This is a genomic window from Pseudomonas sp. DC3200b2, from assembly GCF_049895785.1.
Lineage (GTDB): Bacteria > Pseudomonadota > Gammaproteobacteria > Pseudomonadales > Pseudomonadaceae > Aquipseudomonas > Aquipseudomonas massiliensis.
The window spans coordinates 88,935-105,341 of record NZ_JAFCTA010000007.1 but is presented as its reverse complement, the minus strand read 5'-3'; the positions used below and the strand labels follow the sequence as shown (position 1 = coordinate 105,341).

The 16,407-nt window shown below is 57.8% G+C and carries 14 protein-coding genes; 9 read left to right on the top strand and 5 right to left on the bottom strand.

Annotation, left to right across the window (positions count from 1 at the left end; all coding sequences use genetic code 11):
* Positions 1–98: 98 nt before the first annotated feature.
* Positions 99–1,373 (top strand): hypothetical protein, encoded by a 1,275-nt coding sequence (locus ACP691_RS19060; RefSeq protein ID WP_426153144.1) that lies wholly within the window; start codon positions 99–101, stop codon positions 1,371–1,373.
* A 232-nt stretch (positions 1,374–1,605) separates the two neighbouring features.
* Here the strand turns inward: ACP691_RS19060 and ACP691_RS19055 are convergent, their stop codons facing one another.
* The 3 genes from ACP691_RS19055 to ACP691_RS19045 form a co-directional block, all read right to left on the bottom strand.
* The gene (locus ACP691_RS19055; RefSeq protein WP_426153145.1) at positions 1,606–2,523 is read right to left on the bottom strand and encodes an amidohydrolase family protein; all 918 of its coding nucleotides are present in this window, start codon (positions 2,521–2,523) and stop codon (positions 1,606–1,608) included.
* 69 nt (positions 2,524–2,592) lie between these two features.
* Entirely contained in the window at positions 2,593–3,927 is a 1,335-nt protein-coding gene (locus ACP691_RS19050; protein ID WP_426153147.1) for an MFS transporter, read from the bottom strand.
* Positions 3,928–4,011: 84 nt separating this feature from the next.
* Positions 4,012–4,989, bottom strand: a complete 978-nt coding sequence (locus tag ACP691_RS19045) for a hydroxyacid dehydrogenase (protein ID WP_426153149.1) — start codon at positions 4,987–4,989, stop codon at positions 4,012–4,014.
* A 226-nt stretch (positions 4,990–5,215) separates the two neighbouring features.
* Here ACP691_RS19045 and ACP691_RS19040 point away from each other — a divergent pair, with 226 nt between their 5' ends.
* The gene (locus ACP691_RS19040) at positions 5,216–5,893 is read left to right on the top strand and encodes an RraA family protein (RefSeq protein ID WP_426153151.1); all 678 of its coding nucleotides are present in this window, start codon (positions 5,216–5,218) and stop codon (positions 5,891–5,893) included.
* Positions 5,894–5,966: 73 nt separating this feature from the next.
* Here the strand turns inward: ACP691_RS19040 and ACP691_RS19035 are convergent, their stop codons facing one another.
* Both ACP691_RS19035 and ACP691_RS19030 read right to left on the bottom strand, forming a co-directional pair.
* Positions 5,967–7,310, bottom strand: a complete 1,344-nt coding sequence (locus ACP691_RS19035; RefSeq protein WP_426153153.1) for an MFS transporter — start codon at positions 7,308–7,310, stop codon at positions 5,967–5,969.
* Positions 7,311–7,346: 36 nt separating this feature from the next.
* Entirely contained in the window at positions 7,347–8,267 is a 921-nt protein-coding gene (locus ACP691_RS19030; protein ID WP_426153155.1) for an SMP-30/gluconolactonase/LRE family protein, read from the bottom strand.
* Between the two features lie 219 nt (positions 8,268–8,486).
* Between ACP691_RS19030 and ACP691_RS19025 the strand changes: the two genes are divergently transcribed.
* The 7 genes from ACP691_RS19025 to ACP691_RS18995 all read left to right on the top strand — a co-directional run bounded on the left by ACP691_RS19025 (position 8,487) and on the right by ACP691_RS18995 (position 16,260).
* On the top strand, positions 8,487–9,518 hold the full coding sequence (locus ACP691_RS19025; RefSeq protein WP_426153157.1) for an ABC transporter substrate-binding protein: 1,032 nt from the start codon (positions 8,487–8,489) through the stop codon (positions 9,516–9,518).
* A complete protein-coding gene (locus ACP691_RS19020; protein ID WP_426153159.1) occupies positions 9,518–10,333 on the top strand; it encodes an ABC transporter ATP-binding protein in 816 nt (271 codons plus the stop codon). The genes ACP691_RS19025 and ACP691_RS19020 overlap by 1 nt, the downstream gene beginning before the upstream one ends.
* Positions 10,326–11,195, top strand: a complete 870-nt coding sequence (locus ACP691_RS19015; protein WP_426153161.1) for an ABC transporter permease — start codon at positions 10,326–10,328, stop codon at positions 11,193–11,195. Before ACP691_RS19020 ends, ACP691_RS19015 begins: the two co-directional genes overlap by 8 nt.
* 61 nt (positions 11,196–11,256) lie before the next feature.
* Complete coding sequence (locus ACP691_RS19010; RefSeq protein ID WP_426153163.1) at positions 11,257–12,576, top strand: OprD family porin; 1,320 nt, start codon at positions 11,257–11,259, stop codon at positions 12,574–12,576.
* A gap of 17 nt (positions 12,577–12,593) precedes the next feature.
* Complete coding sequence (locus ACP691_RS19005; protein WP_426153165.1) at positions 12,594–13,643, top strand: amidohydrolase family protein; 1,050 nt, start codon at positions 12,594–12,596, stop codon at positions 13,641–13,643.
* A 143-nt stretch (positions 13,644–13,786) separates the two neighbouring features.
* Positions 13,787–15,430 carry an acetolactate synthase large subunit gene (locus ACP691_RS19000; RefSeq protein WP_426153167.1) on the top strand — a complete coding sequence of 548 codons (1,644 nt, stop codon included), beginning with the start codon at positions 13,787–13,789 and terminating at the stop codon, positions 15,428–15,430.
* A gap of 134 nt (positions 15,431–15,564) precedes the next feature.
* The gene (locus ACP691_RS18995) at positions 15,565–16,260 is read left to right on the top strand and encodes an IclR family transcriptional regulator (protein ID WP_426153316.1); all 696 of its coding nucleotides are present in this window, start codon (positions 15,565–15,567) and stop codon (positions 16,258–16,260) included.
* The last annotated feature ends 147 nt before the right edge of the window (positions 16,261–16,407 follow it).

The following is a 16,407-nucleotide window of genomic DNA, read 5'->3' as shown; positions in this document are numbered from 1 at the left end:
GTTCGCCCTATAGGCGTCAGCCTCAATATGTTCGGCTCAGAAGTATCGCTCGGCAATTAGAAAACTCGAACTATAATTACAAGAAGGCGATTTTCCTGATGTCATTTAATGCTACGCGCTCTATTTTGACTATCACCATCCTGACCATGGTAAGTTCAGCTTCTTTCGCAGATGACTTCTATGAGCAGGATGGTGCGCTTCGGCTGCGCTTGCGTAATGAATTAAGGCGAGCAGACAAACCGAGCGCAGCTCCAAACAACGATATCTATGCATGGGTGCAGGGGGTAGCATTAGAGTACAACAGCCCGTATGCTTGGGAACATGCGGGGATCGATGTAGGTTTTTTTAGAACGCAACGCCTGGCTACACACGATGATTGGAGCACTCGCTGGTACCTGGATGGGCAAGATAGCTTCAATCTTTATACCGCAGCGATCAAAGTGAAGGTAGCAGATAACCTCAAGCTTAGGATAGGAAGGATGGTCACGGACTCAGCGTACAGCGGTCAAGATGACATCCCTCTTATAAACTCGAGTTCCCAGCGCACGCAACCTACCATGTCGGATGCTGCGCTTGTAAAATACAGCGCCACATCCAATCTAGACATATATGGAATGTATCGATTTGGTGTTTATTATTACCCGGACGTGTCAGAGGGCGTACACAAGGCAGGACCGATAAACCCTAATACTTATGAATATGACACCTTGCGCCCACAATATCTTACATCTGCGGTTTATCGCAATGGACTTGACACTTATGCGCTGACCCTCTCTTGGCAGAACGACGTAGCAGCTCAGGCCATGACCCGGATATCCCAGCGATACGCTGTCGGGAAAGATAACAGGCATTACTTTAAACCTGAGTTCGTTGCTTTATATGCAAAGTTGAATGGTACTTCAGCAAGCTATGAAGGCGCAGACGAAACTTACGTGCTTGGGGGAAGATTCAACTATGTGAGCGATAAAGGATGTGCATTTTTAGCGATCGGCAAGACCGGGGGCAAGCTCTACAGACTGTCGGGGGTTGACACCGATGTCAGTTACACCTACGACCTCAGTATCGACAGGAATTATAATAACATGTGGTCCTGGCAGGCAGGCTACTTATGGCAACTGCCGAACGATATGCAAATTGGGGTCTCGCAGCTTTTTACTAATGGTTATGAAGACTACAAAAATGACGTTCGGGTCAAAGGCACTGCAACCGGAGTGCTGGCTGGCTACAATCCAAAATCTGGACCATTGAAAGGTTTCCGATCAACCGTAATTATTAGTTCTGCCAGAGAAGATCGTCAAGGCAGCAGGCTTGGAAATCACCTCGACTATTACGACGTAAAACTCAACTTTCAATACGACCTCAACCTGTTCTAGCCGAGAGACATCTTGTTCAGCCATGAATGCGCGCCATAGGATGCAGGGACTAGTCGAATTTTCCCTTGACAGCTATAAGATCAGCTTCGAAATCTCAAAAAGACGTGTGATTTTGGAACCAGCGTCAGTGGCTGGCCGCATCGGGTCTAGGCGCCATTCATCATGGCGAAACGGTAAGAACAGTCAGCTAGAGGCAACCAGATGCTCAAAATGTGTTTACAGTGCTTTCTCATCAAAAGCCATACAGGGCTACCGGATTGTCATGAAGGATCTGAGCGCGAATTTTCTCTTCCGGCGCCCAATTCGCTAGAAGGTCGAGGATCAAGGCATCGTCGGGCTTTTGCTCCATGGGAAGCGTGGGATGAGGCCAATCGCTGCCCCAGAGCATCCGCTGTGGCGCTCGCTGGACCAGTGCTTGGGCAACGGTTCCAACATCGGAATAGGTCGGCGCGCCGACCTTTGAGCGAAGATAAGGCGCCGAGAGCTTCACCCAGGCGCGGCCCGTGTCGATCAACGTTGACAGAGCGCGAAACGCATCCGATGACAGACCGTCCGGTTGAGGAACATGTCCCATATGGTCGATCACTACCGGAGCCGTTAGCCTCAATAAGCGCGGGGTAATTTGAGGAAGCAACGGTCCAGGTGCCACTTGCACGTTCCACCGCAGCTCATTGACCCTCGGCGCCAAGCGCTCGAGATCGTCCAGGGCTGTATTTCCGACGCTAAGGTTGAAGCGTATTCCCCGTACACCTGCCTTATGCATGCTCGCCAGGGCTGCATCCGTTACTGAGGCGTCCACTACCGCCACGCCTCGGGCATTGCCTTGGCTTTGCAGTAGTCCGTCCAGCATTACGCTATTGTTGGTTCCGTAGGTGGAAGGCGTGACTATGACCATGCGGCCTATGCCAAGCCGATTTTGCAATCCACGGTAGTCTTCCAAGGAAGCGTTCGGTGGAAACAGCGTTGCCTCTGGCACAGGCGGGACCCGGTTGTCATATAAGTGCATATGACAGTCAACGCTACCGGCCGGCAGCGTTAATTTCGGTTGGTTCTCCCCTTCACTGAAAGGTACGCTGGCCAGCACCTCGGTACAGGCGGTCAAGCCCAGCACCCCGCCCGCCTGCAGAAAACGACGACGCGTAAACGACATTGCAATTCCCTCGATTATTGTTGTTGTGAGCGCTCCCCTGTCATCGAGGAGCGCTTGGCGACCGAAGCCTCAGGGGCGACCGGGTGCCGCCGTGGTAGAGGCCTTTGCCTGTTCTTGCTGGCGTTTGCGGCCTATGACTACCACCATGATGCCGGCCACGGTGCACAAGGCTGCCAGAGGCATAAGGGCAAGCGCGTAGCTGCCTGTGGCGTCGTGAATGGCGCCATAGGCGTTGACCATCAGACCGCCGCCGATAAGGTTGGCCATGGCCCCAACCGCAGCCAGGCCCGCGGCAGCGGTAGAGGACGAAAGCCAGCCGGATACGAGCGCCCAGAATGGCCCTTTCATTGAATAGGCACCCACCAAGACCATCGTGAGCATCACGACCGTGGCCGCGAGAGACGAGGTGAACAGGGTCATCAATAGCCCCGCGGCGATCAGCAACATGGTCATTGCGGTGTGCCAACGACGCTCACCGGTCCGGTCGGAACTGCGGCCCCAGATGATCATCACTACCGAAGCGATTCCATAAGGGATGGCGTTGACCAGACCAATCTGCATCGAAGTCAGACCGAAGGTCTTGAGCAATTGCGGAGCCCAGACGCTCATGGTGCTGCCGGCAGCCGAGGCCCCGGAGTAGATCAGGGACAACACCCAGATGTCCTTGTGGCGCAGCAGCTTCCACAGCGAAATATGGCCAATGGCAGTCTTTTTCGCGCCCTCCTCCCGAAGGCGTCCAATCAGCCAGCCGCGTTGCTCATCACTGAGCCAGGCGGCCTGCTCTGGCCGATCCGTCAGGATGAACAGGCAGGCGATGCCGAGCAGCACGGCAGGTATGCCTTCCAGCAGAAACAGCCAATGCCAGCCACGCATGCCCATCCAACCGTCCAGGCTTAACAGAAGCCCGGATAAGGGTGAGCCAAGGAAGTTGGCCGCTGGAATGGCGACCATGAAGATCGCCACCATACGCGCACGATAGGCCGCCGGTAACCAGTAGGTCAGGTACAGCAGCACGCCAGGGAAAAAGCCGGCTTCGGCCGCACCGAGCAGGAAGCGCATGACGTAAAGCGAGTTTGCGCCCTGGACGAAAGCCGTGCCCGCTGAAATCAGGCCCCAGGTGATCATAATCCGGGCAATCCAGATACGAGCGCCATAGCGCTGCAGGGCCAGGTTGCTCGGAACCTCGACAAGGAAGTAGGCGAAAAAGAACAGGCTACTGGCGAAGCCGAATATCTTTGCCGACAAACCCAGGTCCTGATTCATCTGCAAGGAGGCCATGCCGATATTGCCGCGGTCGATGATCGCGATCAGATAGCAGACGATAAGAAAGGGCAACAGGCGCCAGGCAACGCGTTGCATGGTGCTCCGTTCGAGCTCGTCCGGCTGGGCCGCTGTTTTGGTCATGATGTTCTCCAATTGTTATTTTTTCTGGAGTCAAGCGATCAGGTAGCGCGCCGTCCGGCGTGGGCAGCGCGCGGTCTTAGGCAGTCAGTTGTTGATCAGATGCCTATTGACCACACAACGCGGGTCCAAGGGTTTGTCAGCCCAGGCATCGAGGATCTGCCCCAAGGCTACCAGCCCTACCCGGTCGCGGGCTTCGGCCGTGTTGGCGCCGACATGAGGCGTGGCGACCAGGGTCGGCAGCCCCCACAGCGGGCTATCGGCGGCTGGGGGTTCTGGATCGAACGTATCCAGGCCAGCGCCTGCGATCTTGCGTTCGCTCAAGGCCTGCACCAAGGCTTGAGTATCGATCAACTCCCCTCGTGCGGTGTTGATCAGGATGCTTCCTGGACGCATCCGCGCCAACTGGTCAGCGCCGATCAGGTTGCGATTGGTGTCGGTCAGTGGGCAATGCAAGCTAAGAATATCGCTTTGGGCCAGGAGACGATCGAAATCGTCTTCCCGCTGCACATGCGCGCGCTCCGGGAGTGCTTTTAGGTAGGGATCGAAAACCTTGACCTTCATGCGCAGCGGTTCGACCAGGTCCATGAGAATACTGCCGATGGCGCCCAGCCCGACCAAGCCCAGGGTCTTGCCAAACAACTCTATGCCGTTGGCTGATGTCTTGTCCCAGTGACCGTCTCGCATCCGTGCGTCCAGCAGGGCGGTTTGCCGGGCCACGCTGAACATCAAGGCGAAGGCGTGTTCGGCCACCGACTGGGCGTTGGCGCCAATGGCAGTGGTGACGGGAATACCGCGCTCGGCCGCGGCCTGAATATCGATCGTGTTGTAGCCTACACCGTGCTTGGCGATGATCTTGAGCTTGCTGGATGCCTTGATCATGTCTGCGGTCAAGTTACCTTGGCGAACGATTATCGCGTCGGGCTGCTCAGCGCGAATGATCGCCTCGAGTTCGGCAGCAGGAAGGTAAGGCGTGGTAGGGATGACGGTAACACCGTTTTCGGCGGCCAGCGTCATGGCGGCTGGCGAGAGCTCAGGGCCGGTGATCAAGAGAGTGAGGGGCATTGGGGGCACCTTATTATTGTCAAGAACGTCTGCAGCCGGTTGGGCTGACCAGGCGATTACCCTAGCATAATGGAATGGCGTTGCAATAATAACCTGATTTGTGCGCAAGGACGCTTCCACTCAGCTAGGCGCGGGTGCTTTAATCGTGCGTAATGAAATGGCGTTCTACACCAGTGCCATCTTCATATTTGATGGCACCCAATAAAAATCGACAGAGGTAGGTCACATGAGCATTGGATTTCAAGTCTTGGAACGAAACCGCAAGGTTGGCGAAGAATGGGTTGCACGGTATCGGGAGGTTCCGGTAGCCAACGTCAGTGACTCCATGAACCGCATGACGGCCGGTGGCGCCCGCCTACGCCCCATGCACCGCCAGGGCGTGCTTGCCGGTCCGGCCCTTACCGTAAAGGCCCGTCCGGGTGACAACCTGATGCTTCACTACGCTATCGATATCGCCGAGCCTGGCGATGTAATCGTCGTCGATGCCGGTGGTGACCTGAGCAACGCGCTCATTGGCGAGATGATGGTGGCCTACGCAATCAAGCGTGGTGTTGCCGGCATCGTCATCAATGGGGCTATCCGCGATGCTGCCAATATCGGCGCCGGGGATTTCCCACTGTTCGCCGCTGGGGTCACCCACCGTGGGCCTTATAAAGATGGCCCGGGTGAAATCAACGTACCCATTGCCATCGACGGCATGGTGATCGAACCGGGCGACCTGGTCATCGGTGATGACGATGGACTGCTCTGCGTGCCCTACCAAGAGGTCGCCGAGGTCTACGCTCGTGCTGCGGCCAAGCACGCCGCAGAAGCCGCTCAGATGGAGCAGATCGCCCAAGGTACCAACGACCGCTCCTGGGTACTGGAATCATTGAAGAAAAAGGGTTGCTTGCTGCCAGGCTGATTTCACGCCCATCGACGCCAACACAGCCCCGGCCATAGCGCCGGGGCTGTTCTTTGCAGACCTGGCTACCGCTCTACCTCAGTGGATTAAGCTGAGCATTTTGTCCTGCAGGCTCGCGCTTGGCCGGATCGCCGAGCCAGATCATCAGACAGGTTCCGACCAGCAGAATGGACGCCACTGCAAAGAAGGGCACCGTAAAACTCTGGGTCGCATCCTTGATCAGGCCGATCAGGAATGGTCCGGCGAATCCCCCCAAGTTACCGATGGACACGATCATGGCGAGTCCGCCCGCCGCGGCCCGGCCCGTCAGGAAGGTCGATGGGATCGCCCAGAACGTGGCTTGGAACGACAAGATACCAGCCACCGCTACGCACAAGCTCGCGATCTTCAAGATGGGCTGATCGAACAGCGCGGCCCCGACCAACGCCAGGGCCGCCACTGTCAATGCTGCCACCACATAGGGCAAGCGATGTGCGCTGCGATTGGCCAGGCGGGCCCACAGGGTCATGGAGATGGCGCCCAGCAGGTACGGCAATGCCACCACCAGGCCAACTACACCGCTGCTGATACCCAGCCCCTTGATGATCTGCGGCAACCAGATACCAATGCCGATAGAGCCGACGATGCAGCAAAAATTGATTGCCGCAAGCGTGAATACCTTGGGATTGGTCAGCGCGCCGCGCAGGGTGTTGCCATGGGTGGCGCCTATGGCGCTTTGCTCTTGGGACAGCCGCGCGGTCAACCAGGCTTTTTCGCGAGAGCTTAGCCACCGTGCCTTGGCCGGAGTATCCACCAGGACAAATAGGCAGGCGATACCTAGTAGCACTGCGGGCAAGGCTTCGGTTACCAGCAGTAGCTGCCAGTTCTTCAGCCCCCAGACGCCATGTTGTTCGAGCAGCCATCCGGAAAGCGGCGAGCCGACGATGTTCGCCACCGGAATGCCAAGCAGGAAGGTGGCGGTCGCCTTTGCCCGCCACTTCCCAGGGAACCAGTAGGTGAAATACAGGTACACCCCAGGCGTGAATCCCGCTTCCGCCAACCCCAACAGGAAGCGCGCGATACTGAAACTGATCGGCCCCGTCGCGAACGCAGTGGCCATGGAGATAAGTCCCCAGGTGATCATGATCCGGGCAATCCAGATACGCGCGCCGAAGCGTTGCATCAGGAGGTTGCTGGGAATCTCGAACATGAAGTAGCCAAAGAAAAACAGGCCAGCCGCCCAACCGAACATGGTGGCCGTCAGCCCCAGATCCTGGTTCATGCTGATCGCGGCGAAGCCGACGTTGGTCCGATCCAGGTAACTGACCACGTAGCAGATGAAAATGAAGGGAACGAGACGCCAAAGGATGCGACGCATCAAGCGTTCACCCTCGGCGTCGTTAAGCGATTCCTCGGCATGGAAACTGGCATGAGACATAGGTCACCCGTTTTTGTCGTTATTGGGTCGGTCGGCTCAGCTATGGGAGAACATAGCCAGACCCGGGCTCTGGACGGGCACCTGGAGAATGCTTCCCGTCTCTGATTCGGTGATGAACAGCGTTCGCGCATCCGGGCCACCGAACGCAAGGTTCGTGTTACTGATGCCGGCGCAGGAAACGATGCGCTGCAAAGGCTCGGCGACTCTGGATAGTTTCCAGACCGAGCCAAACCCGGTATGTGCGACATACAGGTTGCTCTGCTCATCCAGTGCCAGCCCGTCCGGACCGCCGAGGCCGCCGTGGAGTTGAGCGAACACGCCGACCTTGCCGACCATTGCGCCGTTCCCCAAGGGTATCCGCCAGACTTGCTGGGCCCGCGTTACGGCGACCAGCAGATGATTCAGGTGCGGGTCGTAGACGATCCCGTTAGGGCTCGGAATCGTATTCAACAGGCAGCTCAACTGGCCGTTGGTATCGAGCCTGTAGACGCGGCCGCTAGCGTCCTGCAGGCCAGTCTGCCCCTGGTCAGTGAAATACAGATCACCATTAGGGGCGAAGACCAGGTCGTTCACCCCCTTGAAACCTTCCGAGCCCGCTGATTCCAGCAATGGCTCTACCACCCCAGTGAGCGGATCGAGTACTAGGATGCCTCGTTTGTAGTCAGCGATGAAAACCCGGCCATCACGGTGAATTTTCAGACCGTTGGGCCAGCCGTCGTACTGGCAGACAAGCTCCCACTCTCCAGCTGGCGAGATTCGGAAGATACGCCCATAGGGAATGTCCGTTACCCAGAGATTTCCCTGGCGATCGAACGATGGTCCTTCAAGAAAGGAGTCGATTTCTCGCCCCTGGCGATTGGCATTGGCGCAGGAAGTGTTCCGCGGATTGCGGAATCGCTGCGGCAGGCGAGTGAACAGGATCGTCTCAGACGAAGGGGGCGGTGCGAAGAAGCTCATGCATGCTCCTGACACGGAAAGACCGCTGGGCGGCCATTTCTTAAAATTATTTTGCGAAACGCCATTTCAAAATAGACCATAAAATCGAGCGAGACCACCCCTAAACGGGCCGCTAATCGCCAATACAGGTGATCGACTTAGGGTATTGACTGCGACACCAAGCTATGACTACCTATAAAAAGGAATAGCGTTTCAAAAATAACAAAAAGGAGTCTGGCTATGCCCGTCACTCGTTTGCGCGCGCTGTGCATTCACTCGTCGTCTTTCAAGGCGCTCTCTTTGACACTGGCGCTGGTCGCCTTGAGCCCCGTGGCCAAGGCGGAACAGAGCAAGGTCACCCTCGCGATCCAATACGGTTACGCCTACCTGCCCGTTACCGTCGCGGACAAACTCGGTCTGTTTCAAAAACAGGCAGCCGCCCATGGAGAGAAGGACACTACATTCGAAATCAAACGCATCAGCGGGGCCCCGGCCATCAATGATGCATTGATCAGCGGTAACGTCGATATCGGCGGCTATGGTTTGTCCGGTACCTTGATTGCCTGGGAAAAAACCCGCAAGTCCCTGGATGTACGAGCGTTGTGCGCGCTGGTGGCTGGAGACAACGGTTTTTTCGTGAATGACGCTTCGGTCAAATCCCTGGCCGACCTCAAGCCTGAAGACAAGATCGCCGTGAACTCGCCCAGTGGCCAGCAAGCGCTTCTGCTTCAGATGGCAGCCGAGCGTGAATTCGGGCCTGGCCAGAGCCACAGACTCGACAATCTGATGGTCAGCCTTCCGCATCCTGATGCTACCGCCAGCCTGGTCAATAAAACCGGAATCACCGGTTACATCGGGCCTAATCCGTACAGCTATCAATTGGCGAGAGACTCTCGCGTTACCAAACTCTATGACTTCTCCAAGGCCCTCGACCTGCGCATGACCAGCGGCGTCCTTACCACCACAGGGCGCTTCGTCAAGAACAATCCCCAGCTCAGTGCCTCTGTGGTCGCCGCCATCGACGAGGCCCAGGCGTACATCCGAAGCCAGCCGCGCAAGGCTGCGGAGCTTTACCTGGCCAGCGAGTCATCCAGCCTTTCCGTGGACCAGATCGAGGACATGCTGCACCAGGTTGAAAGCGAGTGGTCCGTACAGCCGGTCGGGGTGATGGCGCTCGCGACCTTCATGGTGCGTTCGGGGGCCTTGAAACTCACACCCCCGGCTTGGCAGGACGTCTTCTTTGCCCCTGTTTCAAATGGGGAGGGAAGCTGATGAACGGATTGTCCTACAACCGAGTGCCGGATGAGGTAGTCACTCGCGCGCTGCTCAATGTCCGCGATGTGACCTTGCAGTACAAGACCCGGGACCAGCTCATCACCGCCACCCACCAGGTGTCCTTCGACGTACAGCGAAACGACCGTTTCGTTCTGCTGGGTCCTTCCGGCTGTGGCAAGTCCAGCTTGCTCAAAAGCGTGGCAGGCTTCATCGAACCGGTAGCGGGTCAGATATGCCTGGACGGCCACGTTGTACGCTCCCCTGGCCCAGATCGCATGATGGTCTTCCAGGAATTCGACCAGCTCATGCCCTGGAAAACCGTCTTGGGCAATATCATCTTTCCAATGCGGGCTACCGGCCGTTTCCCTCGTGAGGAAATAGCCGACCGCGCCGCACGTGCAGCGACCAAGGTTGGGCTGGGCAAATTCTTCGACGCTTATCCCCATCAGCTCTCCGGTGGCATGAAACAGCGTGTAGCCATAGCCCGAGCGCTAGCCATGGAGCCAGCGATGTTGCTGATGGACGAGCCCTTCGCAGCGCTTGATGCACTGACCCGTCGACGCATGCAAGAAGAGCTGCTCGGGCTATGGGAACAGTCGCCATTCACACTGATGTTCGTCACGCACTCCATCGACGAAGCGATCGTGCTGGGTACTCGCGTCCTGGTACTTACGCCTCATCCTGGGCAAGTACGCGCTGAACTGGACTGTAGTGCCTTCAGTTTCGCTGACCAGGGCACTCCAGCGTTCAGTCACCTGCAGCAGCGTATCAGCCATATGCTCTTCGGCCATAGCGAGACAGCCCATGAATAAAGTCGTCCAACCGCGCGCGGATATCGAATATGCCCCGGTGGCGCCAGGCCAGATAGGAGACGTTGCCCGCCGCCTAGGCTTGCGGGAACGCCTTTTCGCCCAGACAGGAGTGCGGCGTACCCTGGTGCTGGTCGCTTTGGCTTTGGTGTGGGAGCTGTATGCTCGCTACCTGGACAACTCATTGATGTTCCCGACCTTCAGCGAGACGGTGGTGGCCATGGTCCAGGACGTCCTCAGCGGCGTACTGCCTCAGGCTGTAGTCAGCTCATTGAAGGTATTGCTGATGAGCTATGCCCTGGCTATTGGTCTGGCGGCAGTACTGACATCCCTGGCTGTTTCAACCCGCCTGGGCACCGATGTATTGGCTACCCTCACGGCGATGTTCAACCCTCTACCCGCTATCGCTATCCTGCCCCTTGCCATGCTGTGGTTCGGCCTGGGGATACAGAGCTTGATGCTGGTCATCGTTCATTCGGTCTTGTGGGCGGTTTCGCTCAATACCTATTCTGGCTTCCAATCGGTCAGTCAGACCCAGCGAATGGCTGGACGAAACTACGGGCTACGCGGGCTCAAGTTAGTCGTGAGCATCCTGATTCCGGCAGCGATACCCTCTATTCTGGCCGGCCTGAAGATTGGCTGGGCATTTGCCTGGCGCACCCTCATCGCCGCTGAACTGGTATTTGGCGTGTCGGGTAATTCCGGCGGCCTGGGTTGGTACGTGTTCCAGCATCGCAACGCCTTGGAAACACCCAATGTCTTCGCAGGCCTGCTTATGGTCATCCTGATCGGCCTGGTGGTCGAGGGCCTGGTATTTCGCAGCATTGAAATGCTCACGGTGCGCCGCTGGGGCATGCAGGGCTGATTCGCTTCATTCCAATAACAAGATCATCGCGCCCCATCATGGGGCCACAGGAGCTTCTACCTTGAAAAGGACCACTTCGCTCGGCCAGCTGGCCTGGGCTGGCGTCGGCGGCTGTCTGGCAACCTTCTCGGCGCATGCTGAGGTTATCGCCGACAGCCATGCCAACCTCTCGCTGCGCAACTTCTATTTCAATAGTGATAACCGCGACGGTACTGCGGCGCCCTCGAAAACCGAAGAGTGGGCACAGGGGTTCCTGCTCGATTTTCGCTCAGGCTATACCGAAGGCACCGTAGGGGCTGGGGTCGATATCATGGCCATGATGGGGCTCACACTCGACAGCGGCACGGGCCGGCATTCAGGAAGTACCATGATCCCGTCGGACGGGAGCCAGGCTGCAGATCAGTGGAGCAACATGGGCGCGACGGCCAAATTCAAGCTGAGCCAGAGCGAGCTGCGTATTGGACAGCTGATGCCGAAGATGCCGGTATTGCTCGCCTCGGATGGTCGGCTGCTGCCTCAGACTTTTCAAGGCGCGCAGATTCAGTCCAAGGACGTGAAAGATTTCACATTGATCGCCGGGGCCCTCAACCGCGCCAAGGGGCGAGCCTCTACCGATCTTACTGGCATGGCCGTCAGCGGCGGCACTCAGGAAAGCGATCGTTTCTACTTCGCCGGCGCTGACTATCGCGCTACCGAGGCGCTGATGCTGCAGTACTATGTGGGGCAGCTCCAAGACTACTACACCCAACAGTTTGTTGGGCTTACCCATTCATTTCCATTGACTGAGATGAGCTCCTTGAGCACAGACGTGCGCTATTTCCGCACCCGCTCCGAGGGCGCCAACGCAAGTGCCTCGGGCCGAAGCCTCGGTTATACCGTTGCCGGCTACACGCAAGATGGTGATGGCGAAATCGACAATGACCTGTGGAGCGCCGCATTTACCTACCGCCTGGGCGGTCACGCGGTCACGCTGGGTCTGCAAAGCGTTTCAGATGACAGCAACTTCGTTCAGCTAAACCAGGGCTCGATCGATAAGGGGGCCGGCGGCAGCAGCCTTTACCTCTGGACTGACAAGATGCTCCTGAGCTTTACCCGGGCTGGGGAACAGACGCGGTTTGCGCAATATGCCTATGATTTCGCAGCCAACGGCATTCCAGGGCTGAAGGCTTCCTTGATCTACTTGAAGGGCGACAGCATCCAGACCACCGGCGGCCAGAAGCAGGAGGAGTGGGAGCGCGACTTTTCCCTGGACTATGTCGTTCAGGGCGGGACGTTCAAAGGGCTCGGAATAGCATGGCGTAACGCAGAGTCTCACTCCGAGGCTGCTCGCAATGGAGACCAGAACCGGGTCATTCTCAACTACACCTTACCTTTGTTCTGACAAACCCGGAGCGTAACTTGCAATCTCCCCACGCCCCGGTTCGGCCCGATTGGCTGGCCAAGGTCCAAGAAGCGCCGTTGGACCCGGACCGCATGATCGTCGATGCGCATCACCACCTGTGGGATCGCCCTGGCCAGCGCTATCTGATCGAGGATTACCTCGCTGATATACAGAGTGGACACAACATTGCCGCCTCGGTCTACGTCCAATGCCGCTCCATGCTGGCACTGGATCGTTCAGAGCCGTTCCAGCCAGTGGGCGAGGTCGAGTACGCCAACGGCGTCGCCGCGCAGAGCGCCAGTGGCGCTTTGGGCACGCGACGGTTATGCGCTGGCATCATTGGCGGCGCGGACCTCATGCTTGGCGAGGGTGTTCAACCGGTGCTGGAAGAGATGCGTCAGCGGGCCGGCAATCGATTCTGCGGTATCCGCAATACCACGGCCTGGCATCCGGACCCAAGGCTGGTTTCCAATCCCAAGCCACCGCCACCTGGGCGTCTTGGCGAGCCAGCTTTTCGCCGCGGCCTGGCCGTGGTCCAGCGCATGGAACTGGTACTGGATATCTGGGCCTACCACACCCAGCTGAACGAAGTGCTCGCGCTCGCGCGCGACTTTCCTGATCTTGTGATCGTCATCGACCACCTGGGTGGACCACTGGGCGCGGGTTGCTATGCGGACCAACGAGCCCAGGTGTTCGCCAGCTGGGCAGCCAGTCTCGAACGCCTGGCCCAACAGCCCAATCTGCGCCTCAAGTTAGGCGGGTTAGGCATGAAAGTGGCCGGGTTCGACCTCGATGCCGCACCGCTGCCGCCAACTTCCCAGGCGTTGAGCCAAGCCTGGCGACCTTACCTGCTGACGGCAATCGATTGCTTCGGGGTTGAACGCTGTATGTTCGAAAGCAATTTTCCGGTGGATAAAGGCATGGTCAGCTACGGGGTATTGTGGAACGCCTTCAAGCGCACTGTGGAAGACTTTACCGAAAGCGAAAAGGATCGTCTGTTCAGCGGTACGGCGAAGGATGTCTACGGGGCAGGTCTTATGGTCGATGATCTGATACCGTTCCAATAGACGCAGCGGCCGACTGTAGCGCTCGGTGTACAGGCCTCGAGTCGCCATGACTCAAAGGTTGCCTCGGCAATGGTGTCGCTGACGGTAAATCAACGGGATATTCGGAACCCTGACATTCCGAAGTAGAGAGGCGAAGACGAAAGATGGCCAAAGCTGCCGATGTGGTTGTTAAATGCCTGGAAAACGAAGGGGTCGAATATGTGTTCGGCATTCCCGGCGAAGAAAACCTTGATCTGCTGGAGTCTCTGCGCAAGTCCAAGATCGAACTGGTGCTTACGCGGCACGAGCAATCAGCCGGTTTCATGGCCGCGACCTATGGACGCCTGACCGGCAAAACCGGGGTCAGCCTGTCGACCCTGGGCCCCGGTGCCACCAACCTGGTCACTGCCAGCGCCTACGCCTACCTGGGCGGCATGCCGATGATGATGATCACTGGCCAGAAGCCGATCAAGAAGTCCAAGCAAGGCCGCTTCCAGATCATCGATGTATGCGGGATGATGGCCCCGATCACCAAATACACCCACCAGTTCGCCTCGGCAGACAACATTCCGGCCCGCATGCGTGAAGCCTTCCGCCTGGCTGAAGAAGAAAAGCCCGGCGCCGTGCATCTGGAGTTGCCTGAAGACATTGCCGCTGAACAGACCGACTCGTTGCCGATCCCGCCAAGCCTGCACCGCCGTCCGCTGGCCGAGCACAAGGCTGTGGAGGCTGCCGTGCGCAAGCTCCAGCATGCCCGTAATCCCATTCTGGTGATCGGCGCCGGGGCCAACCGCAAGATGACTGCCAAGGTACTCAAGCAGCTGATCGACAAGACCGGCATTCCCTTCATTACCACCCAGATGGGCAAAGGGGTGGTCGACGAACGCCATCCGCGCTTCCTGGGCAACGCGGCGCTGTCGTCCGGTGACTTCGTTCATCGTGCGGTCGAGGCTGCGGACCTGATCGTCAACATCGGCCATGACGTGATAGAGAAGCCGCCCTTCTTCATGGCGCGTGGTGGTACCGAAGTCATCCACATCAACTTCCGCTCCGCCGAAGTCGATGCCGTTTACTTTCCTCAAGTAGAAGTGATCGGCGACATTGCCAACGCCGTCTGGCAGATCAGCGAAGCGCTGACGGAGACCTCGCACTGGGACTTTGGCCGCCTGATGATGATTCGCGAAGCGAACGAAGCGCAGATTGCCGAGGGCGCCAGCGACAACCGCTTCCCCGTCTATCCGCAGCGCCTGGTAGCGGATATCCGCCGCGTACTGCCGTCTGAAGGGATCGTCGCCCTAGACAACGGAATCTACAAGATCTGGTTTGCGCGCAACTACAAGGCGCACAAACCGAACACGGTTCTGCTCGACAATGCCTTGGCCACCATGGGCGCTGGCCTTCCCTCCGCCATGGCGGCACATTTGGTGTATCCGGATCGTCCGGTCATCTCTGTCTGCGGCGACGGTGGCTTCATGATGAACAGTCAAGAGTTGGAAACCGCGGTACGCCTGGGCATGCATATCACCGTGGTGATCCTGCGTGACGATGGCTATGGGATGATCCGCTGGAAGCAGGCCAACATGGGCTTCACTGATTTTGGCCTGGACTACGGCAACCCCGACTTCGTCAAATACGCCCAGGCCTATGGTGCCGAAGGCCATCGCGTTGAAAGCGCCGAGAGCCTGCTGCCCCTGCTCGAACACTGCATCAGAACTCCAGGCGTTCACGTGATCGACTGTCCGGTCGACTATAGCGAAAACGATCGTATTCTCAACAGCGAACTGCGCGAGCGTAGCGCAGCGGTCTGACCCCAGGCGGGGAGTCGCTGGTGCCCTCCCCGCTCGTTTCCATACAAGCCTTGCCGTGAATGATGGCGCCGACCAAGCCATTGGTCGATAATGCGTTTCCTTTGTCTATAGCATCTTCATTCGAGGTTTTCACCATGTTGAAAGCGCGGCCGCGCCCAGCGGTAAACGGTGTCGCTTCGGCGGATCGTGTGCTCACCGTGCTCTCCGCGTTTCAGATCGGCGATACTTCATTAAGCTTAGTGGAGCTGGCCGAACGTACCGGGTTGATCAAAAGTACGATCATGAGGCTGATGGTATCGTTGGAAGATCATGGCTTCGTGACGCGAATGGCAGACGGACGTTACCAGTTGGCGAGCGAAGTGATGCGCCTCAACGCCGTTTACCAAGACGCTCTGGACCTGGAGCGGCATGTCATGCCGCGGCTTCATCATTTATCTGAACAAACCGGCGAAACCGCGTCATTCTACGTACGGCACGGCGCGTATCGAATGTGCCAATACCGAGTGAACTCACCTCACCGCCTACGGTTAAACATGCAACCTGGCGACATGCGCCCTATGGACGAAGCCGCTGGCGCACAGGCGCTGCGTGCTCCTTTCGAGGTGGGGATCGCCCTGGAAAGGCCCTATTATTCCTGCGGCGCCACCGACCCCCATGCAGCCTCGGTCGCCCTTCCTATCTATGGCGCCCAGCGGGAGCTGATGGGCGCGCTCGTCATTTCAGGGCCGGCCAGTCGCCTGACAGCTGAAAGCGCCGAACGCTTCAAAAGCCTGTTTTTCGAAACGGCGCGCGACCTGATGCGAAGTCTTGGCTACAAAGGGCCGAGGTGACAAGGCTCCGCCCTTTATGCCACGGGGTATTTCAAACTGGGCTTGCCCCTGCTTTTCGAGAAATCTGCCAAGCCTCATCGGAACTCATAGTTCAAAAGTACACTGAAATGCGACGCTCCGAAGTTGGCATGAGAGAACCATGGGGCG